17 protein-coding genes and 1 pseudogene are annotated in these 20,424 nt (G+C 59.1%); 8 read left to right on the plus strand and 10 right to left on the minus strand.

Translation table 11 applies throughout. The features are described from left to right. Positions 1-205: 205 nt before the first annotated feature. Positions 206-1,032 (minus strand): annotated as a pseudogene (gene istA, locus ACP3TD_RS15790) (IS21 family transposase); the annotation flags it as partial. A 324-nt stretch (positions 1,033-1,356) separates the two neighbouring features. After that, positions 1,357-2,607 (minus strand): glycosyltransferase family 4 protein, encoded by a 1,251-nt coding sequence (locus tag ACP3TD_RS15795; protein WP_426763931.1) that lies wholly within the window; start codon positions 2,605-2,607, stop codon positions 1,357-1,359. A gap of 554 nt (positions 2,608-3,161) precedes the next feature. On the opposite strand from ACP3TD_RS15795, the gene ACP3TD_RS15800 reads away from it, so the two are divergent. From ACP3TD_RS15800 to ACP3TD_RS15835, 8 genes are all read left to right on the plus strand, one after another. Beyond that, positions 3,162-4,406, plus strand: a complete 1,245-nt coding sequence (locus tag ACP3TD_RS15800; RefSeq protein WP_426763932.1) for a glycosyltransferase — start codon at positions 3,162-3,164, stop codon at positions 4,404-4,406. Between the two features lie 44 nt (positions 4,407-4,450). Further along, on the plus strand, positions 4,451-5,479 hold the full coding sequence (gene gmd / locus ACP3TD_RS15805; protein ID WP_426763933.1) for a GDP-mannose 4,6-dehydratase: 1,029 nt from the start codon (positions 4,451-4,453) through the stop codon (positions 5,477-5,479). Next, positions 5,479-6,453: a GDP-L-fucose synthase family protein gene (locus ACP3TD_RS15810; RefSeq protein ID WP_426763934.1), complete on the plus strand. Its 975-nt coding sequence runs from the start codon at positions 5,479-5,481 to the stop codon at positions 6,451-6,453. Before gmd ends, ACP3TD_RS15810 begins: the two co-directional genes overlap by 1 nt. A gap of 56 nt (positions 6,454-6,509) precedes the next feature. Continuing rightward, positions 6,510-7,946: a sugar transferase gene (locus ACP3TD_RS15815; protein ID WP_426763935.1), complete on the plus strand. Its 1,437-nt coding sequence runs from the start codon at positions 6,510-6,512 to the stop codon at positions 7,944-7,946. 48 nt (positions 7,947-7,994) lie between these two features. Then, positions 7,995-9,308, plus strand: a complete 1,314-nt coding sequence (locus tag ACP3TD_RS15820; protein WP_426763936.1) for a UDP-glucose dehydrogenase family protein — start codon at positions 7,995-7,997, stop codon at positions 9,306-9,308. A 200-nt stretch (positions 9,309-9,508) separates the two neighbouring features. Then, complete coding sequence (locus ACP3TD_RS15825) at positions 9,509-11,182, plus strand: DUF4012 domain-containing protein (RefSeq protein WP_426763937.1); 1,674 nt, start codon at positions 9,509-9,511, stop codon at positions 11,180-11,182. A 177-nt stretch (positions 11,183-11,359) separates the two neighbouring features. Then, positions 11,360-11,959, plus strand: coding sequence for an LPXTG cell wall anchor domain-containing protein (locus tag ACP3TD_RS15830; RefSeq protein WP_426763938.1), 600 nt, complete (start codon positions 11,360-11,362; stop codon positions 11,957-11,959). Positions 11,960-12,069: 110 nt separating this feature from the next. Next, a complete protein-coding gene (locus ACP3TD_RS15835) occupies positions 12,070-12,507 on the plus strand; it encodes a VanZ family protein (protein ID WP_426763939.1) in 438 nt (145 codons plus the stop codon). 27 nt (positions 12,508-12,534) lie between these two features. Here the strand turns inward: ACP3TD_RS15835 and galU are convergent, their stop codons facing one another. From galU to paaE, 8 genes are all read right to left on the minus strand, one after another. Next, positions 12,535-13,425 (minus strand): UTP--glucose-1-phosphate uridylyltransferase GalU, encoded by an 891-nt coding sequence (galU, locus tag ACP3TD_RS15840; RefSeq protein WP_426763940.1) that lies wholly within the window; start codon positions 13,423-13,425, stop codon positions 12,535-12,537. 60 nt (positions 13,426-13,485) lie between these two features. Then, positions 13,486-14,391, minus strand: coding sequence for a nucleotidyltransferase family protein (locus ACP3TD_RS15845; protein ID WP_426763941.1), 906 nt, complete (start codon positions 14,389-14,391; stop codon positions 13,486-13,488). Between the two features lie 7 nt (positions 14,392-14,398). After that, on the minus strand, positions 14,399-15,958 hold the full coding sequence (locus ACP3TD_RS15850) for a polysaccharide biosynthesis tyrosine autokinase (RefSeq protein WP_426763942.1): 1,560 nt from the start codon (positions 15,956-15,958) through the stop codon (positions 14,399-14,401). 79 nt (positions 15,959-16,037) lie between these two features. After that, positions 16,038-17,210 carry a hypothetical protein gene (locus ACP3TD_RS15855; protein ID WP_426763943.1) on the minus strand — a complete coding sequence of 391 codons (1,173 nt, stop codon included), beginning with the start codon at positions 17,208-17,210 and terminating at the stop codon, positions 16,038-16,040. Between the two features lie 44 nt (positions 17,211-17,254). Beyond that, positions 17,255-17,527: a PqqD family protein gene (locus ACP3TD_RS15860; RefSeq protein WP_426763944.1), complete on the minus strand. Its 273-nt coding sequence runs from the start codon at positions 17,525-17,527 to the stop codon at positions 17,255-17,257. An 11-nt stretch (positions 17,528-17,538) separates the two neighbouring features. Beyond that, positions 17,539-18,117 carry a hypothetical protein gene (locus tag ACP3TD_RS15865; RefSeq protein WP_426763945.1) on the minus strand — a complete coding sequence of 193 codons (579 nt, stop codon included), beginning with the start codon at positions 18,115-18,117 and terminating at the stop codon, positions 17,539-17,541. Positions 18,118-18,362: 245 nt separating this feature from the next. Next, entirely contained in the window at positions 18,363-19,145 is a 783-nt protein-coding gene (locus ACP3TD_RS15870) for an enoyl-CoA hydratase/isomerase family protein (protein ID WP_426763946.1), read from the minus strand. Between the two features lie 28 nt (positions 19,146-19,173). Then, the gene (gene paaE / locus ACP3TD_RS15875; protein ID WP_426763947.1) at positions 19,174-20,415 is read right to left on the minus strand and encodes a 1,2-phenylacetyl-CoA epoxidase subunit PaaE; all 1,242 of its coding nucleotides are present in this window, start codon (positions 20,413-20,415) and stop codon (positions 19,174-19,176) included. Positions 20,416-20,424 lie beyond the last annotated feature (9 nt).

Raw genomic sequence — 20,424 nt, forward strand, 5'->3', positions numbered from 1 at the left:
TCAGTTGGCAAGACTGGCTGTCGGTGATTGACCAATAGGATTTTGGCTCCAATGCACGTGGCGATGCTGGCCCACCCTCTAATCGCCAGTCGGTGGATTCTTCACAGCCCGGCGGTAGGACCAGAAGGCATACCCGTACATCACGAGACAACTTGCAGTAACGACCCAAGAGATGATCGCGTTGCTCGCGCGACCTTCAAGCACTATCTCTCAGGGACTCCACGACCGGCATTGGGGAGAGGCGGTTGCGACGGGACCAGCCCGCATCGCCCCCACCCCCCCACCCTTTTCGTGCGCCCCACCGATGCCGGGCTGGCAGTAGAAGGCACCAAAGCCATAGTGCGAGCGGACCAACACCCACCGGTCGTTCTTCTGCCGCTGCGGCCCTGCCCGAACACCACAGCGGTGACCGCACTGGTGAGATTGTCGTAGCGGATTTGTCTGACCGGCCCGCCCCGATTTCATGAAACGCCTCGATGTGGCCTTCCAAAAATGCTTCTTGGGCTTGGGTGGGATAGATTCGGTGGTTGGCCTTGCCGGAATGTAAGAGTCAGAAGACGAACATGTGGCATTTCGTCTTCACACCGTTGAGCACTACCCCAGAGTTCCCCGGAGTCCACCTCGGCTTCGGCACCGGGTGCGTGTTCCTGCGGCACGAACACTCCCACCCTGCGACCGGCTTCCACATCTATTTGCGCCCGGCGGATCCGCACGTAGTCACGCACGGTCGAGTACGACAGTTCTTCCGCGCCGGGCTCCTCGATCAGCCGGGTCAGGATCCGCCGGGCGGTATGGCGCTGCTTCCGCGGCGCTGAGGTATCTACCGTCAAAATTGCATCGATGCAGGTTTGAACGGATCCAGTCTGGGCGATGACCTTATCGGTTTCTTCCAAGCCGGTGGGACAGCATCCGACAAGGCCTGTCGGACGGTCTCCCTGACGACCCGGTACCGCTTTGCCAGCCCGCGGATCGAAATGCCCTCCAACGGGCATCTCGGCGGATCTTGGCATACAGTTCCATGCGTACCCTCATCTGGGACCTCCAAATGTTCGCTTTCAACAGATGAAAGCAACACTGAGGTGGTCCTGATTCAAACCGTCACACCGGTCCTGAATCAAACTGCCATAGTCAACCACGATCGCCGCAGGCCCAACACCGTACCCGAAGGTGCCGCACCAGCCAGCCGCGTCACCAACCGACCGGTAGGACCGCTAACCTTCTACCATAATCAGGTCGCTGCAACGGCCGCCTGAGCGTACCCCCAATGCCCCGCCCTAGGAAACGACCGTGGGGACAATCATCAGAACTGCCTCCGTGGTAGCAACCTCTGCATGCAGCGCTCGTGGTGATGGCCAGTTATACGCGCCCTTCCGAGGCCGCGATGTAAGTACTCAACAACTTCTGCCGAATCTCGACCTGATCAAAGCGCTTCCTGGCGAAGTCTCGGGCGGCTCTGGCTTCTTCAGCGGTGCGCCAATTGCTTCCAAGGATTCTATGTACGGCCTCGGCGACAGCTCGGGGATCACGATCAGGAACCACCAGACCTAAACGATTTCGATCAACCTCATCAGCGAGAGCAGCGGACTGCGTAACGACAACAGGAAGGTCTGTTGCCAACGCTGCAACCAGCACATTTCCCCACGGCTCGTTGTCGGAGGTGAGCACGAAGACCCCTGCGGAGCCCAGGACTGCTTCAATCGATGACGAAGGAATAGCTCCGCCATAAATAAGGCCAGGGAGGGACTCCGCTGCAGACTGTACTGCCGCCCCATCTCCTTGGTCCGGCCCGACAACCTCATATACCTCATTCCACCCGTTGTCATGAGCGATGCGACGAGCTTCGACGAAGTCTGAAACGCGCTTGCGAGGCTCCAACCGCGCGATGAAGACGGCCTTGTGTGATCTTGGTGAACCTGTTTCGCTGCTAGGTACATACGGAAGCGGGTTTCCAATCACATCTATCCAGTTCTCACCATTGCAGTGGGCCCAGCCCTCCAATTGCGTCCGCTCCACACCGGTTAGTGCGATCACGCGCTTTGCCTTGCGGAACATGGGCGCAGCCAACAGGTCTACGACCTTATGCACGGCACTGGTTCGCGTGGTCAACATTCCATGAGGCTGGAGAACTAGCGGTTTTCGAAACATAATCGCAAGTGCCGAGGTCATCAGTGGAATGAACTCTCTGGCATAGCTGACGTGTACTATATCCACCCTACGGACCTGACGAAAAATTTCAGCGAGCATTTTCCAGGAGAAGCATGTAAAGAATCCAGTCCTCGCTAGGACTCGATAAACATCTCGACCAACGAATTCAAATTTCGCCCCTATAATCGCTGGTCTATCGTTGCGCATGTGACCTGCGAGTAGAGTGACGTCCTGGCCGTCAATATTTGCGATCAGCCGCGCCTGACTAATGGCAGTATCAAAAGGACCGCCGTATTTTCCGGTTGCGCTAGCAAGAGTTACGACGCGTAGAATTTTCAATTGCGTTCTTCCAAATATCGGTTTTGCCTCAAAAGTGAATACAAAGATCGTCGCATCAGAACCTTCGCTTCGGGCTATCCATCTGGCCGCCGCTGATGGTATTTTTTTCGATATCAGCGTCAACAACGGTCAAAGGCCGAACTATGGCCGACCTCCCTACCCGCCTACCGCCAAGCACCACGCACCTTGACGTTATCCAGGCTCCGTCTTCGATGTGTATTGGGCTCGTTATCAAACCCATGTCCGAACGATGACGATGACTTCCTGTGGTGAGCATAGTTTCTTGGGAAATCACAACATCGGAACCTACGTAGATGTGATCCTGGTTGTGAAACCACACGCCTTCACCGATCCAGCTGTTATTGCCGATGTGTAGCTTCCACGGGAACTTGACCCGAGTTCTGGGGCGGAACACGACTCCTTCGCCAATCTCTGCACCAAACGCCTTCAACACCAGTACGCGGAGCGATGAGCTGATCTGCCAAGGGTTTGACACGAAGAGCAGTTCCGCTACTCCCCAGAGGTAAATTACGGCTAATGACCTATCCCAAGCTTGCCGCTCGCCCGGCGCGTCGCGCAAGGAAACGACTCGGACATCCGAATTTGATAGTACATCTGGGTGCATTTGCGGATCCTCCGGTGGGCCGTGACGTGTTGGCACGACTATTCTTGCACCTGTGACTCAACAAAAACTGCGTATAACCATACTGGGCCTGAACTACGCTCCTGAGCCCACCGGCAACGCCCCGTACACTGCTAGCTTGGCAGAAGGGCTTACTGCAGCTGGCCACACAGTTCACGTGATCACCGGCTATCCTCACTACCCGGAATGGAGTCTCAAAGAGGGCTACTCGGGCTGGACGAGGGAAGAACAAATCAACGGAGTATCTGTTAAACGGCTGCGTCATCATGTTCCGAAGAAGCCCACTGCCCTAGGTCGCCTGCACTTGGAGTTGAGCTTTGGGCTGCGCCTAATGTGCGCCATCTGGCACAAACCTGATGTGGTGCTTGTAGTCAGCCCCGCGCTCTTCGCTTGTGCCCTTGCAATATTACGAATTCGACTGAGGCCCAACAGGCCAGCTGTGGGCATCTGGATACAAGACCTCTACAGCCGCGGAGTCGTTCAAACCGGAACCGGTGGAACGAAATTGGCTCGATTGGCTTCGTCGTTGGAGTCCAAGATTCTTTGCTCCGCAGACGGAGTGGCGGCAATTCACGAACGTTTTAAGCGGCATATGGTCGATTCATTGGGTGTGCCACCAGGCCGTGTTGAGGTCATCCGAAACTGGACACATCTAGATGTTTCGCCGACATCAGGTCTAGACGAGATGCGTTCCAAAATGGGTTGGGGTGCTACTGACGTGGTAGTCCTACATGCGGGAAATATGGGTAAAAAACAGGGGTTGGAGAACGTGATCGAGGCAGCCCGAATAGCTGGTAGCCGAGGAAGCCACGTGAAGTTCGTGCTGATGGGCGACGGCAACCAGCGCGGCCGCCTTGAGCGCCTTGCGCACGGTGTGTCCAATATCTCCTTTGTCGATCCCCTTCCCGGACGTGAATTTCAGCTCGCACTCGCGGCTGCAGACGTCTTGCTTGTCAACGAGTTGCCTGGTGTCAAAGACATGGCAGTTCCGAGCAAACTAACCTCCTATTTCAATGCAGGTGTCCCGGTCCTAGCTGCCACGGACCGTGACAGCGTCACCGCATATGAGATAGCACATTCTGGTGGTGGTGTTCGTGTGGATGCTGCTGTCCCGGTGGCTTTGGTGGAGATGGCAGAAGCCCTCTCGAATGAGCCCTCGACCGCCGCCAGACTGGCAGCGAATGCTCTGAGGTTCCGCCGTGAAACATTGTCGGAATCGGCGGCTGTCGCCCACTATGATGAGTTCATCACGAGTCTGGCATTGTCGCGCGGCCGATAGGTCGGGCGACTCTTTTTGTTGAGCAACTATTTTCTGGGGGTAACATGACCAAGCGTGCACTCATCACCGGTATTACGGGCCAAGACGGTTCGTACCTAGCCGAACTGCTTCTTTCCAAAGGTTACGAAGTTCACGGTCTCATACGGCGAGCTTCGACTTTCAACACTACGAGGGTTGATCACCTGTACGTTGACCCTCACGATCCTAAGGCCAAGCTCTTTCTTCACTATGGAGATCTCAGCGACGGTGCGCGCTTGGTCACCCTTCTCGCCGACATAAGGCCGGATGAGGTATATAACCTGGCTGCCCAGTCCCACGTTAGGGTGTCCTTTGACGAGCCCGAGCACACTGCAGACACAACGGGCGTCGGTACAATCCGCCTTCTTGAAGCAGTACGCATGGCTGGAATCGAGACTAAGTTTTATCAAGCATCCTCTTCTGAGATGTTCGGTGCCACTCCACCGCCCCAGAATGAAGAAACTCCGTTTTACCCCCGCTCTCCCTACGGAGCTGCCAAGGTGTACAGCTATTGGATTACGAAGAACTACCGTGAAGCCTATGGAATGTTCGCAGTGAATGGCATCCTCTTCAACCATGAATCACCCCGCCGTGGCGAAACTTTTGTCACAAGGAAAATCACTCGCGCGGTGGCTGCCATCAAGGCCGGCAAACAGGATCTCCTGTACATGGGCAACTTGGACGCGGTGAGGGACTGGGGCTACGCCGCAGAGTATGTAGAGGGAATGTGGCAAATGCTGCAGGCCGATGAGCCGGACGATTTCGTTTTGGCGACTGGTGGCAATTACACCGTCAGAGATTTCCTGCAGATTTCGTTCGAGCATGCTGGTCTGAACTGGGAGAATCACGTTCGCTTCGATGAGCGGTACCTCCGCCCCACGGAGGTGGATGCCCTGGTAGGCGACGCGTCGAAGGCTCAGGAGAAACTGGGCTGGAAGGCTTCTGTCCACACTCCGGAACTCGCGCGAATCATGGTTGATGCCGACATCGAAGCGCTTAAGCACGCTGGTAACCACTGGATCGACACCGTCGACCTAGCCAGCTGGAGGAACTGATGAACGAGCTCCAAGATTTTCGCCCATCTCGACTGGATCGTTCGGCTCCGTTCTACGTAGCTGGCCATCGCGGGCTAGTCGGCTCTGCAATTTGGCGCAAACTGGAATCAGAAGGCTTTACTAACCTTGTCGGTCGAACGTCCTCTGAGCTAGACCTAAAAGACCGCGATGCTGTGTTCGCCTTTTTTGCGGATCAAAAGCCCAAATTTGTAGTTCTTGCAGCCGCCAAGGTCGGCGGAATTTTGGCCAATAGCACCTACCCTGTAGATTTTCTAAGCGATAATCTTAGAATTCAAGTCAATGTTCTTGACGCGGCGAGAGAATTCGACGTGGAAAGACTGTTATTCCTCGGCTCGTCTTGCATCTACCCTAAATTTGCGGAGCAGCCTATCCGCGAAGATTCCCTGCTTACGGGGCATCTCGAGCCCACAAATGATGCATACGCAATCGCCAAGATCGCCGGAATCATGCAGATCCAAGCGGTTCGCCGCCAATATGGTCTCCCGTGGATCTCGGCGATGCCGACGAATCTTTACGGTCCGGGGGACAACTTTTCGCCACAAGGATCGCACGTCTTGCCTGCTTTGATTAGGCGGTATGACGAGGCCGCTCGGTCTGGAACTCAAATCGTTACGAACTGGGGAACCGGTTCGCCTCGTCGCGAATTCTTGCACGTTGACGACATGGCCTCTGCATGTCTCCACCTCTTGGAGAACTACGATGGTGCTTCGCAGGTAAACGTGGGAACAGGCACCGATGTCACTATCCGGGAACTGGCGACCATCGTTGCCAAGGCGGTCGGTTACCAGGGGGACATGGAATGGGATGCCAGCAAACCAGACGGTACGCCCAGAAAACTCCTAGATGTTTCGCGACTAGCGGAAGCCGGCTGGTCGTCCTCTATCGGACTACAAGAAGGCGTTCAGAACACGGTGGCGTGGTACCGGAATAACCTTCAAGCAATTCGGAGTTAAGCCGGGAGTTTTGCTTGACGCTTACGAAGCAGATAGCTCATAGATTGGGGATTTCGGTGAGTGACGACGCGAACTGGCGGAGACGTTCATCGCGACTACTCGGAGTAGTCGATGCATTTGTGGTCATATGGGCAGTTCTGGGCGCGTTCATAATCAGGTTTGGCGTTGAGCCGGACTTTGTGGTCGCTGGACAGGAATTGACCTACTTGTGGTTATCAGTTGCGTTAGCTCTCGTCTGGTGGTTTATGCTCGGCGCCTGGAACAGCCGGCATAGCCGCATCTTGGGGTCTGGGCCGGATGAATACAAAAGGGTGGCTGCTGCCTCGCTTTGGCTTTTCGGAATGATAGCCATCATCTCTTACGTCCTCCGGATAGATACCGCCCGGGGTTATGTTGGATTGGCTCTGCCTGTGGGGCTGCTTGGGCTTTTGCTTGGACGATGGCTCATTCGGCAGCATCTGAATATCAAGCGGGGCCAAGGTAGAAGTATGTCCCGGTTGCTATTGCTGGGGGGTCCTGGCGCAGTTCAGCACTTGGCCGCCTCCTTACGTCGAGCTAAGTATGCCGGGTACCTTCCCGTTGCAGCCTATATGCCCGGTACGGATGACGTATCAGCAGTAGACCTGCGGTCCGGCCTACCGGTCGTAGGCAGCAAGCCGGACGCGGAATCCATAGTGGCGGCTATTGAATCTTGCGGCGCTGATGCCGTAGCGGTGTCGGCGGGTGTGCAGCTTCATCCCCAGACGCTTCGACATTTGGGGTGGGAGCTGGCCTCACGGAATATCGGCCTAATAATGGCGCCAGCACTTACCGATATCGCAGGCCCACGTATACACACACAGCAAGTAGCTGGCCTCCCCCTCATCCACGTTACGACTCCGACACTTGAGGGCGGGCAGAGAGTCGCTAAGCGCCTGTTTGATGTACTAGCCGCTTGCGTGCTGCTGACGGTCGCATTACCTGTAATGGTCGTGGTCTCCTTGCTGATAAGACTAGACAGCAAAGGGCCCATCCTATTTCGGCAGGAACGCGTTGGAATAGAGGGCAAACCTTTTCATATGCTCAAGTTCCGTTCGATGGGTGTTGATGCAGAGGAGATTCTTGCCGAGCTAATTCAAATGAATGAAGGCAGTGGGCCTCTCTTCAAAATAAAGAATGATCCTCGTGTCACACGAATTGGCGGCTTTCTCAGAAGACTTAGCCTCGACGAATTACCCCAACTGGTAAACGTTCTGAGCGGGTCCATGAGCCTTGTTGGCCCACGGCCCCCACTTCCTCAGGAAGTTGAGGCTTACGAAAGTGATGTACGGCGCCGACTTCTAGTCAAACCGGGTCTTACGGGATTGTGGCAGGTCAGTGGACGCTCAAATCTTTCGTGGCAGGACTCTGTGAGACTTGACCTGTATTATGTGGAGAATTGGTCGCTTGCAGGCGACTTGGTAATCATTCTCCGGACTGTCCGGGCTGTTTTTCGCAGCACCGGGGCCTATTGATCTTGCTGCGTCGCAGACAACTGACCCATTGCGGAAGGAATGATAAGAATGCGCATATCTGTAATCGGCTGCGGCTATCTTGGGGCCGTACACGCGGCTTGCATGGCTAAGTTGGGCCACGAGGTGGTTGGCATCGATGTGGACGAGCGAAAGATCGCCGAACTCGCCGCCGCACGCGCACCATTTTACGAACCGGGGCTTGAGGACCTGCTAAGGGAGGTCCAGGAAACTGGAAGACTATCATTCACCACCAACCTAGCGGAGGCTCGGGGATCCGCCGTTCACTTTGTTTGCGTCGGAACTCCGCAGAAGAAAGGCGAAAATGGGGCTGACCTTAGCTTTGTGGACGCCGCGGCAAATGGAATTCTGCCGTATCTCTCACCAGGGGACCTCGTTGTGGGCAAATCCACAGTGCCAGTTGGAACAGCTTCGCGGCTTGCTGAACTCGTTCGAAAAGAACAGCCCGGTGCCCACTTGGTTTGGAATCCAGAGTTCCTGCGTGAAGGTCACGCCGTTTCAGATACTCTCAACCCTGACCGATTCGTTTATGGCGTAGTCGACGGTTCGGAGGAACATCCCGCCGTTTCCATCCTCGACGAGGTGTATTCAGCTCCACTCGCGTCGGGAACTCCTCGCTTGGTCACCGACCACCCGACCGCCGAACTTGTGAAGACCGCGGCGAACTCGTTTCTCGCCACGAAGATTTCATTCATCAACGCCATGGCGGAACTCTGCGAAGCAGCAGGAGCCGATGTATCGCAACTGGCGGACGCAATCGGGATGGATGATCGCATCGGTCGCAAGTTTCTGAACGCTGGCATTGGATTCGGCGGAGGCTGTCTTCCCAAAGATATCCGAGCGTTCATGGCGAGGGCTGGAGAACTTGGTGCTGATCAGGCACTTACGTTCCTCCGCGAGGTTGACGCAATCAACATGCGCCGCCGCACCCGCGTAGTGGAGCTTTCGCGCGAACTTTGCGGTGGATCTCTCCTGGGCCAGAGGATCACAGTTCTTGGCGCTGCATTCAAGCCAGAAAGTGATGACGTAAGGGACTCTCCTGCTCTGAGCATTGCGGCGCAACTTCAGCTGCAGGGGGCTGTCGTGACGGTAACCGATCCGAAGGCACTATCCAACGCATACCAGAGGTTTCCGGAGCTTAATTACGAGGCTGACTCAGGGACTGCTGTTCAGGACGCAGATGCCTTGCTTCTACTGACTGAGTGGAAGGAATACTGCGACTTGGACCCCTACGAGCTGGCAGTCTCGGTATCCTCCAAGAGAATTCTCGACGGTCGCAACGTACTGGACCCTTCGAAATGGCGCGCGGCCGGATGGACCTACCGTGGCCTGGGACGTTCCTGACTATGACTCAAAAGGAGGTACCCCGAATTCATGACGACGCCACCCCAGCGCCGTCATTTCAGAGTACTAGAACGAAAAAGTTCGGCCGGAAGCGCACGATAACTCTGGCTTGGGCTGGTAGTTTTCTTCTAATCGCAGTAGGGACCGGAGCCTGGCTAAGTTTCAAAGCCGCTACAGTACAAAATGAACTCGCATCTGCCATGCAATTAGTCGACGATCTCAAGGGTGAAATTGTAGCTAATGATACGGCCAATGCAAATGGAGTGGCCACACAAATTCGTCGCCATACAGCCGCTGCAAAGACGGCGGTCAACGATCCAGTCTGGGTATTGGCGTCGAGCATTCCCGGATTAGGCCCAAACCTAAGTGCGGTGTCGGAGATGGCTCGGTCGGCAGATGATGTTGCTACGCTGGGGTTGACACCCCTTACTCAGGTCATCGACTCACTCGACTGGGATACACTGCTCCCGGGCGACTCGCCAACCAACCTTGCACCGCTCGAAGCAGCTTCTCCAGCGATCGTCTCAGCAGCACAGGCTGTACGCTCATCCGCCGAACGCTTGGAAGGCATCGACTCCAGTCGACTCGTACCCCAATTAGCTGATCCCCTTGAAGAGGCTCGCTCTCAACTACGTTCCGTCACCGGAGCACTCGACGCATCAGCGGACGCATCCAAATTACTTCCTTCGATGCTTGGCAGCCAAGGACCCAAAAACTACCTGCTAATGGTCCAAAACAACGCCGAAGCTCGCGCATCTGGAGGCATACCAGGAGCATTGGCGGTTCTGAGTTTCGACAAAGGAAAACTCACACTCAGCGCCCAAAACAGTGCCGCTAATGTCGGCGCTATGTCCCCAATCCTTCCCATAGACGCCGAACAAAAAAACATCTATTCTGGGCGCTTGGGGAAATATATGCAGGACGTAAATCTCACTCCCGATTTTCCGACTGCTGCCACCTTGGCAACTGAGATGTGGAATAGGAAAACAGGTCAGCGTGTTGATGGAGTACTTTCCATTGATCCCGTCGCCCTCAGTTACATCTTAAAGGTCACGGGACCGGTAACAATTAAGAGCCATGGGCTCCAGCCCCTAACCGAACTCGGCTTACCTAGTGAACTAAACGAGCAGAACGTAGTCCAGACACTCCTCTCGGACGTCTATGCGAAAATTGAGAAGCCGGAGCAACAGGACATCTATTTTGCTGGTGTTGCGCAAGAGATATTTAGGGCTCTGTCCTCCGGAAAGGGAGACGCCAAGTTACTAGTCGAAGGAATCTCACAGGCTACCGCCGAGGGCAGGGTATTGGTATGGTCCGGCACGGCCGGCGACCAGACAACAATTTCAAAGTACCCACTGAGTGGGTCGGTGACAGGTGTCAGCATTTCTCCAGCCCAATTTGGGGTCTACTTCAACGATGGAACCGGCGCCAAGATGGACTACTACTTAAAGCGAACTGTGCAGCTCATAAAGGAATGTCCGAAGGATGGATACGAGCAGACTACGGTACGAATCACCAGCAAAAATACGGCTCCGTCCGACGCAGCCACTTCCTTGGCGCCGTACGTCACCGGCGGCGGGGAATACGGCATACCGCCGGGTACCGTGCAAACAAACATAGTGGCCTATGGGCCCGTCCAGGCACTGGTCGAGTCCGCCAATGAGAACGGACAGAAGATTGCGTTCGCTCCACACCTCCACGCGAACCGTCCTGTAGGTGTCATTGCCCAGCGTCTTGCCCCAGGGGAAAGTAAGACGGTTGAGTTCACTTTCGGAAAAATCGTCCAGCACACTGAGCCGGAACTGGATGTCACGCCGTCTGTACAACCCGTCAAAGAGGTCAAATTGCCGACAAAGCTCGCTCCTTGTCAGTAAGGCTAGTGACGCTAACGTTAACAATATGTAAACCGGCTGGATTGAGGTTGGTCACAAGCCAAGCCAGATGGTAGATTTCTTGTGGGATATCTATCCGTAGGTCTGCACTCGGTCTCGTGCGGAGGGGAATTTCCCCACATCGGGTATCAAAACTTACACGTCTCCGGGGGGACACACATGAAGAAAACACTCGCAGCACTCGCGCTTGCCGGTTCCATCGCACTTATCGGTTCGGCACCCGCCATGGCCGCAACTTACCCGGCGCTCCCGCCGGCTGCTGGCGTTTCAGACGGCACGGTTGCACCGGGCGAAACCTTCACTTTCACCGGCCAAGGCTTCCTCGCCGGTGAAACCGTCACCATCACCGTAACAGTCGTTACCGGCGGCGCAGCAAACGCTGGCGGCACCGCTGTGTCGGCCAAGATCCCCGTTTTCCAGGCACCTCAGACGCTCACCGCCACGGCTGATGCCCAGGGCAAGATCGCCGTTCCGATCGCGCTCAACGAGGCTGGCACGTACTCCATTACGGCCACTGGCAACACTTCGGGCGTTACGGTTGGTCCCGTTACTGTTACAGTTGCTGCTTCACTGGCCAACACGGGCGGCAACGCCGGTGGCGCACCGCTGGCCAACACCGGCTCCGGTGCGGGGCTCGCCAACACCGGCACAGACTCCGGCCTGGTCCTCTGGACCTTGGTCGGTGCCGGCGCACTGGCAGCCGGCGCAACCTCGGTAGTGGTGGTCCGCCGCCGCGCCAAGGCTGAAGCCACTGCCTAAGGGGCATCAAGCAATAGCACCAACGAAAGGTGGGTGGTCTCCAGAACGGAGACCACCCACCTTTTGCGTTTAAGCAGTCTGGTATCAAGTAGAACTATGGGAATGGGCGTGTGAAGCATCTACGCAACCAGCGACTCTGGCAAACCGTCCTCGCCGCCATGTTGATCCCCCTCGCGCTCATCGCCTTCTGGCCAACCCCAGTCGACCGTCCGGTCCAGGGACTTCTCGCCGACACCCTGAGCTTCCTTCACGACCATGGAATTCCGTGCTGGTTCAACTACCAATTTGTGGAAGCAGCCGCCAATGTCATGCTGTTCATCCCGGTCGGGTTCGTCAGCGCGCTCTCCTTTCCGGAAAAGCGTTGGTGGCAGATAGGAGCCCTAGGGCTGCTCGTTTCAGGATGTATCGAACTGGGCCAACTGATTTTCCTGCACGACAGATTTGCCAGTCCAACGGACATTTTGACAAACATGTCAGGTGCCATCATAGGAGCCCTGTTATCGGCTGTTGCTCATAAGCGACTGGAGGCCGCCCCCACCCCGCGGTGATGAACTCCAGTAAGTCGGATTTGACAGTTAGTTGACGAAACCTTTCAACCAGGTCTTCAGATCCTCACCAAACTCGACGCGCTCTGACGCAAGGGTGATCACGGCCTTCAGGTAGCTGAGCTTGTCCCCGGTGTCGAAGCGGCGGCCCTTGAAAACGACACCGTACACGCCGGCGCCTTCACCTTCGCCGGCAGCCAGAGTCTGCAGGGCATCCGTCAGCTGGATTTCATTGCCTCGGCCAGGTGCGGTGTTCTCCAGCACCCCGAAGACGGACGGGTGCAGCACATACCGGCCGATGACGGCGAGGTTGGAGGGTGCGTCGGCGACGGCCGGCTTCTCCACCAAGCTGTTGACGCGGACATAGTCCTCGCCCTCGACGGCTGTGATGTCGGCGCAGCCGTAGGCGCTGATCTGCGACGGATCCACCTCGATCAGGGCGATCACCGAACCGCCAGTCTTCTGCTGCACCTCGATCATGGTGCTCAGCAGGTCCTCAGCCTCATCGATGAGATCATCACCGAGCAGCACTGCAAACGGCTCGTTCCCTACATGCTGCTTGCCGCACAACACCGCGTGGCCGAGTCCTTTGGCTTCGCCCTGACGGACGTAGTGGATGGGACCGAGCTCAGAGGCAGCCTGGATGGACTGCAGCCGGTCCTTGTCACCCTTCTGCTCCAACAGGCGCTCCAGGCCGGGTGCGCGGTCGAAGTGGTCTTCGAGGGCGCGCTTGCTGCGGCCCGTGATCATCAGGACGTCGTCCAGGCCGGACTTGATGGCCTCCTCAACAACATACTGGATGGCCGGGCGGTCAACCACCGGCAACATTTCCTTCGGCATTGCCTTGGTGGCCGGCAGGAAGCGAGTTCCCAATCCGGCAGCAGGAATGACGGCTTTCGTTACGGCTCTCCCCATAGTCATAGCTGAACTTTATAAATTCTCTCCCACTAAAGACAATCGAAAACGCAGGAGTCTACAAGCTCAACCGCCGTATCGCTTTAGGTCGCGTGCAATTTTCGGAAAGGCGCGCAGGAAACGGCCCCATCGGGCAGCGTGCAGAACCAGGAGTCCTTGCGGCGACGTGTCCGCATGGACGTCTCGGCTGAGAAGAACCTGCTTCCCAGGAAAGACCGCCCGCAACAGCATCATGGGTTTTTCGTGCCAGGGCGCCTGAACAAGGGCAATGATGCGTGCGCTACCGGGTTCCTGTGCCAACAGGCGGTTGCGCCATTCCGTGGACGCCTCCGGCCATACGGGCAGTGCAGATGCCGGGAGGAGGTCTCCGAGGAACGGGCGTATGGCCGCCAAACTGCCGGTGGCGACCGAAAGCTCTAAAATCTCGGACGCCAGCATTTCCCCGCGCGTCAAGTCGGTAAGGAACTCAAGTTCTTCCCGGCAGGACGGCAGGTCAGGCGACCGCAGCGCATGCAGCGCCAGGATCAGAATGGCCAGCGGCCTGGACGGAACGCGAATTTCCTGGCCGGCCAAGGCAGCTCGCTCCGTGTTGGCCCACATCGTCTCGAAGCAATCAGAGGCCGCAGCTTCCATGCCGGGGAAACGGAAATGGACATCGATGCAGCACGGCCACTCCGGGTGGTCCACCGTCACAGAGTGTTTGGAAAACGTCTTACTGTCAGGATCAACCGGACGTTTCCGCCATCCCTTCTCTTGCAGTGCCCCCACCACCGATTCCAGGTCCTTTGGTGACACAAACACATCCACATCACCTGAAGTCTTCGGCCTGCGCAGCCCCTGGAGGACGCTGACGGGCCCCTTGATGAAGAAGACCCTGATGCCCAGTTCAGCAGCCACGCGGGCCACGAGGGCATGCCCCAGAAGCACGCCCTCAGAAACGCTTAGTTCGATATTCTCGTTCGGGTTGTTCATGGGCCACCTAAACCCTCGCCCTGCGTCCGCTGAGCGCCGCTTCCAAGGTCCCGTCCGTCGCCTCATTCTGGAAGGCAACGAGCGGCGGTATAGCAGTGCCGGCCGTATTGTCCGGCGCCGCCGCGTACGTCCCGTAGTAGGAATACGAGCCAGCTCCGCGGGTGGGAACGTAGTTCAGCACCGCTCCCAGGACGCGTCCCTTCACCTTATCCAGATTCCCCAGCGACTGGGCCAGCTGGTCCTGTGTGGTCCTGCCGGTCCGGATCACCACGATGGCGCCATCCGCCACCCGGGACAGGACGGCGGCATCAGTCACCGGAAGCAGCGGCGGCGCGTCGATGAGCACCGTCGCGTTCTGGGCCAGGGCCGTGAGCATGTTCTTCATGGCGCGCGAACCCAGCAGTTCGCTGGGGTTGGGCGGGATACGGCCCGACCCCAGCACTGACAGGTTCGGCAGCGCGCTCCACGGCTGGAGCACGTCCTCCAGCTCGGCTGTACCGGCGAGGACATCGGTGACGCCAGCGCCGGGAACCAGGTTGAAAACGTCCACCAGCGTGGGACGGCGAAGGTCGCCGTCGACTACCACCACCTTCTCGCCGGCGGCGGCCATGGTGACCGCCAGGTTGGCCGTGACGGTGGACTTACCTTCCGACTGCACGGAACTGGTGACCACGATGATCCGCGGCGGCTGGTCCACGTCCAGGAAGCTGAGGTTGGTCCGCAGTTCGCGGAGGGCTTCAGCCATCGCTCCCCCGCCGCCGTGGGCATTGGCAGACATGCCCGCATCCAGGACCGTGCTCCGGGCATCCAGACGGTGATCCAAGGGAAGGGTCCCGATGGCGGGAATACCGAAAAGCTGCTCGATCTCGGCCGCGGAACGGATGCGCCGATCAAGGTTGCGGCGGGTAGCCGCGTATGGCACACCGATCGCCAGACCCAAAAGCGCCCCAAATGCGAGGTTCAGCTTGGTATTGGGCGATGTGGGACTCGCGGGCAGCAGAGCTTTGCCCAACGGAAGCACCCGGACTGCTGTTGCCGTGGCACCTTCCGGGGTTCCGGCGTCGGACGTTGCTCCGCTGGGGGCCGCGGGCGCCGTCTCAATGGCCTCCACCTGTGCCGCGAGCCCATTGACCCAGGCATCGGCCACACGCTGGGCGGTAGCCGGATCCGTAGACTCTGCGGTGACCCGGATCTCCGCCGTGTCCAGCGGCACCTTGACGCTGATGCTGCCGAGCAGGGCATCCGCGGTGATATTCAACTGCAGGGCCGAGATGACCCGGTCCGCCACGAGCCTGGACTTTGCCACGGATTCGTAGTTTTTGACCTTGGCCTTGGCCAGGCTGTCGCCGGCGAGGGACAGGCTCACGTTGTCCGAGCCCGGCGTCACCACGATTCCGCTGGAATCGGATGAGTAGACCTTCGGCTGGAGCACACTCCAGCCCATGGCCGCCATGGTGGCCAGCAGCGTGAGGCTGACGATCCCTTTCCAGTAGGTCCGGACCACCTGAAGGTACTCCCTGAGATCCAGGCCGGCCGACGCCTCTGAAGGAGCTGCCGTAATGCTCATAGTGGTTCCTAACTAACGTCTTTTGGTCTGCGCTCCGCAGTACGGCTGGGCAGAAAATTGGTTGGCCTTGGGGGCGGGGTCAGACGCCCTCTTCCAGGACGCCTTCGGAAATCAGGCGGTTCATAGCGCGTACGACGGCGCCACGGTAACCTTCCGGCGTACCGTGCACCTTTGCCACGGCTTCAGTGAGCTGGCCCGGCGTGAGCGGGTCTGAGGCGGCTTCCCAGATGGCCGGTCCGATCCCCGCGAGCTGTACGATTCCGCTGTCCAGCATGACGAGCAGCTGATCCTCGATAGCGACGGCATCCTTGTGTCCTGCCCGCTGAACGAAACCGGCCGGAACCTCGCCGGCCGTGGCGGTCACTCCGGCCCGTGGTTCCCATTCCTGTTTCGCGTGCGGCTGCTTTTCGAACAGGGGCGCCAGAGCGGACTGAAGGTCCGTCGCTTCCGAGTACGTCACCTGCCACACTCCCCCGACGCTGCCGATCAGGCGGCAAAGTGACTGAAGCGGCTGGTTGATCTCTCCTTGGGAGGACGAATCCGGGATCAGGGCCATCACGGCGTCTGCCAGCGGGACGCGGCGCAGAAGCGGCGCAACCGGCTCCGCAGCTTCAACCCGGTCCAGCAGGACCAGCGAGCTGAGTTGAAGCCCTGGCGGGGCCTCCAGGAGCTCCAAGTCGCCCGGTCCTACCTGCCGCTTGGGTGTTCCCGCGCCCTGCTTCACCGACAATGGCTTGGGATACGGGACCACGGAACCGCCCGGACTGATAGCCACCGTCTCATCCGTGACGTAGCCGTAGGTCTTTCCAAGCACTGAGGCTGCCGTTGTCTTGCCGGTACCGGACTTGGCAACGAGCGCGACGACTGCTCCGGTGGCGGGGTCTGCTACGGCACATGCGTGGAGCATCGTCAGCTTTCCGGCGTTCGCCAGAATGGCCGCCACTGTCAGCCGCGAAGTCAGATTTTCGGCTAACTCTTCGAGGGACAAAGCTCCGAGTTCGAACTCCTCAACGGCTCGATCGCTTGCTTTGTAGGCTACGGAGGCAGAGAACGGCTGAACGGTGGCCGGTGCGGCAGGCAACGGCGGGGCTTCCCGCACGACGTTGGTACACCGGGACCAGGCTGCGGCCATGCCCTGCCGCTGCCCCTGGTTGAGCCCTTCGCCCCACCGAACAACGAACTCGACACCCAGGATCTGCAGCCGCAGCAGATCGCCGCGCGTAGCCAGCGGCACTTCTTCCTGTTGCTGCATCGATACGAGAACATCCCCCACGGTTCCCCCAAATCTCGGTGCCGCTAGGCGGCGCTGGCCGGTTCGATCAGGCGACGGGCTTCCAGACTGGCCAGGAAGAGCTCGGCCTGGGCCTGCATCTGCCCCAGCTCGTCCTCAAAGCTCGCTTCAAGCTCGTTGAAGATCTCCTGCTCGGAACGCTGTCCGTCAATAAGCTCCCAGATGACAGCTGCCGGGCCTTCGAGGACAACAGGTTGGGACTCATCGAGATGGAGCAAAGCAACCCGCTGCCCCCCTGTACGCGCTTCCGCCACGAGTCCGCCACGCTTCCAGACCATCGCCTGGCCCTCTAGCTCAGCGTCAGCTTGGTCGCCAGATCGGGCAAGCCCGCCGGTGAGCTGAAGGAGACAGTAAGGGTGAACTCCTTGCCAACGGACGAGCTCTTGCCGCCGGTGTAGTAAAACGTGAATGGAAACGTAGTTGTCGTACCGTTCTGAACACCACTGGCCAAGTTGAAGCTTGCGGCGAATGAGCCGGCCGTCACCAGGGATTTGTCCGTAAGTGGGGTGGCGGAAAAGGTATAGATGCCTACCCGCGGATCAGTTGTGGCGACCGACGTGACTGTGATTTTCCCAACTATGGGTCCTGAAGGAAGACCGCTTGCGTTCTTTACATGAAAAGCTATCGGCCCTTTGCCAGTCCGGTTCTGACCTGAAGCTCCTTCTTTACCAGACTGCACAAAGGTGGCCACTTCACTCGTGGCGAAGTCGAGAAGCGCTTCCACCTTTCCGGGCGGCGATGCAGCAGCGGCCGGAGAAGCAATGGCTGTTGCGATGACGGGAAGGGACCACGCCACGCCTGCTACCACGCGCCGGCGGCTGAAACCGCTTTCTTTCGACTCGAGCTCTTCGTTCAAAATCTCAGACAATTGTGCCCCCACAGTAGGTTTCAGCCACGGCCGACCCATTCAAAGGTCGGCAGTGAGCTTCACCGGTGATTACCGGCTGCTTCTACTGTTCCGAACACACACAAAGATTTCTGCAAACGAGACACAAGTTTCACTCAAGACTCCCTGGATTCTTGAGCAAAGGGCACTTGACCTGCGGCGACAGTCCGGTTAAGGCAGGCAGGACGAATTAGTCAGGCCCAGCCACCGAGGCCCGGCCAGACACATCACCGGCCGGTGAACGTGGGATCGCGCTTCTCCTGGAACGCGCGGAAACCCTCGGCGTAGTCGTCGGTCTTGCAGAGGCGTGCCTGCTCGGCGTTCTCCTCCTGCATGGACGCCCACAGGCCCAGCCGCTGGTCGCGGATGTGCGCCACCAGCTCTTTAGATGCAACGAAGGCACCGGTCGCCCCGGCGGCCACCCGTGAAACAATCTCCCGCGTGGACTCCAGTAAGGACTCCGCCGGCATGGCCCGGCTGAACATCCCCTGCGCCACCGCCTCGGCGCCCGACATCAGGTCCGCCGTGTAGATCAGGTCCAGCGTCCGGTGCATGCCCAGACGCTCCGTGAAGTACCAGTGCCCGCCCGAGTCCAGCGTGGCCCCCAGCCTGGCGAACGGCGAGCCGAACTTCGCGTTCTCCGCCACGTACACCACATCCGTGGCCAGCAGCAGCCCCAACCCCACCCCGAGGCAGGCCCCCTGGGCGGCGGCAAAGGTAGGGGCAGGAAAAGAAGTCATCTTCTTCAGCAAAGGCTCCGCCAGCCCGCTCAGGTACGCGGCGGCGTCGTCGCTCTCCGGAGTGACCCCGGCAATGTCCCGGCCCGCGCAGAAGGCGCGTCCCTCTCCCCTGAGCAGCAGCGCCCGCACCTCACCGCGCGAGGCGGCGGCAGCAGCGTCGTCGTACGCCTGGGTTAAATCCCGCAGCGCCTGCTCGTCCAGCGAGTTCAGCTTGTGCGGTGCGTTGAGGACAACCTCGGCGATGCCGTTGCTGATGGAAAGGGAAATCATGGAACTCCTCCGTTGAAGCTGAAAATACCTACACGTCGAAGTCGACGGTGACTTCCTTGCTGGTGGGGTGGCTCTGGCAGGTCAGCACGTAGCCCTTGTCCAGCTCATCCTGCTCCAGCGCGTAGTTCTCGTCCATGGTCACCGTGCCGGTGACCACCTTGGCCCGGCAGGTGCCGCACACTCCCCCGGCACACGCGAACGGCACATCCGGCCGCACCCGCAGCGCAGCGTTCAGGATGGACTCGCGGGCATGGGTGGGGCTGGCCACGTCACCCTGCAGGCCGTCCAGCTTGAACGTGATCTTGTACGTCTCCTGGGACTCGTCCACCATGACGGGACGGCCGGCGTGGCCCTCCGGGCGGTCCGGCTTGCCACTGGTGAACAGCTCGAACCGGACGTTCTCCGGCTGCACGCCGCGCTCGGCCAGGGTGTCCCGGCACAGCTGCACCAGCTCGAACGGCCCGCACAGGAACCACTCGTCCACATCGTCCGCGTGGATGGCGGTGCCCAGCAGCTGCTGCAGCTTCTCGGCATCGATCCTGCCCGAAAGCAGCGGCGCGATCCGCTGCTCACGGCTCAGCACGTGGTGCAGGGCCAGCCGCTGCGGGTACTTGTCCTTCAGGTCCGCCAGCTCCTCCAGGAACATCACGTCCATGGCGGCCTTGTTGGCGTAGATCAGGTCGAACCGGCACTCCGGGTTGGCAGCCAGCAGCGTCCGGGCGATCGCGATCACCGGGGTAATGCCGGAGCCCGCCGCGATGGCCACGAAGCTCGCCTCACCGCTGGCGGCCACGTCCCCGGCCAGCGCCTCCGGGTTGTTCATGGAGTTCATCCGGTTCTGCTCCACGGCCGTGCCGTCCCGGCCGTGCTTGGAGATGAACGCGCCCATGGGGCTCATCACGTCCAGCGTGTCCCCGGCCTTCAGTTCGGCGTTGGCCCAGGTGGAGAACAGCCCGCCCAGGTCCTTCTTCACGGCCACCCGGATCTCGCTGCTGCCGTCCTCGAAGCTGCGCGGCTCGGCGCAGATGGAGTAGCTGCGCCGCACCTCGTGCAGCTCGCCGTCGTCATTGGGCAGCTTGGTGCGCAGCGCCACGTACTGGCCGGGCAGGTAGTCGAACTGGCCGGCGAGCTCCGCGGGCACGTGGAAGGACACCTCGATGGCGTCCTCGGTGAGCCGGCGCACCTCCTTCACGGCGAGCGTGTGGAAGGACGGACGACGGCGGCCGGTGGCCTGCGCCTCCTCGGCGGCGGTCTGGCGGACAACAGTCATGGGGAGTTC

Source organism: Pseudarthrobacter sp. 1G09, assembly GCF_050038305.1.
GTDB classification, from domain to species: domain Bacteria; phylum Actinomycetota; class Actinomycetes; order Actinomycetales; family Micrococcaceae; genus Arthrobacter; species Arthrobacter equi.

Coding starts and splice junctions, on each gene's coding strand:
- gmd (WP_426763933.1), top strand. CDS start 4,451: ATGACCAAGCGTGCACTCATCACCGGTATTACGGGCCAAGACGGTTCG.
- ACP3TD_RS15810 (WP_426763934.1), top strand. CDS start 5,479: ATGAACGAGCTCCAAGATTTTCGCCCATCTCGACTGGATCGTTCGGCT.
- ACP3TD_RS15820 (WP_426763936.1), top strand. CDS start 7,995: ATGCGCATATCTGTAATCGGCTGCGGCTATCTTGGGGCCGTACACGCG.
- ACP3TD_RS15825 (WP_426763937.1), top strand. CDS start 9,509: ATGCAATTAGTCGACGATCTCAAGGGTGAAATTGTAGCTAATGATACG.
- ACP3TD_RS15830 (WP_426763938.1), top strand. CDS start 11,360: ATGAAGAAAACACTCGCAGCACTCGCGCTTGCCGGTTCCATCGCACTT.
- galU (WP_426763940.1), bottom strand. CDS start 13,425: ATGACTATGGGGAGAGCCGTAACGAAAGCCGTCATTCCTGCTGCCGGA.
- ACP3TD_RS15845 (WP_426763941.1), bottom strand. CDS start 14,391: ATGAACAACCCGAACGAGAATATCGAACTAAGCGTTTCTGAGGGCGTG.
- ACP3TD_RS15850 (WP_426763942.1), bottom strand. CDS start 15,958: ATGAGCATTACGGCAGCTCCTTCAGAGGCGTCGGCCGGCCTGGATCTC.
- ACP3TD_RS15855 (WP_426763943.1), bottom strand. CDS start 17,210: ATGCAGCAACAGGAAGAAGTGCCGCTGGCTACGCGCGGCGATCTGCTG.
- ACP3TD_RS15860 (WP_426763944.1), bottom strand. CDS start 17,527: ATGGTCTGGAAGCGTGGCGGACTCGTGGCGGAAGCGCGTACAGGGGGG.
- ACP3TD_RS15870 (WP_426763946.1), bottom strand. CDS start 19,145: ATGATTTCCCTTTCCATCAGCAACGGCATCGCCGAGGTTGTCCTCAAC.
- paaE (WP_426763947.1), bottom strand. CDS start 20,415: ATGACTGTTGTCCGCCAGACCGCCGCCGAGGAGGCGCAGGCCACCGGC.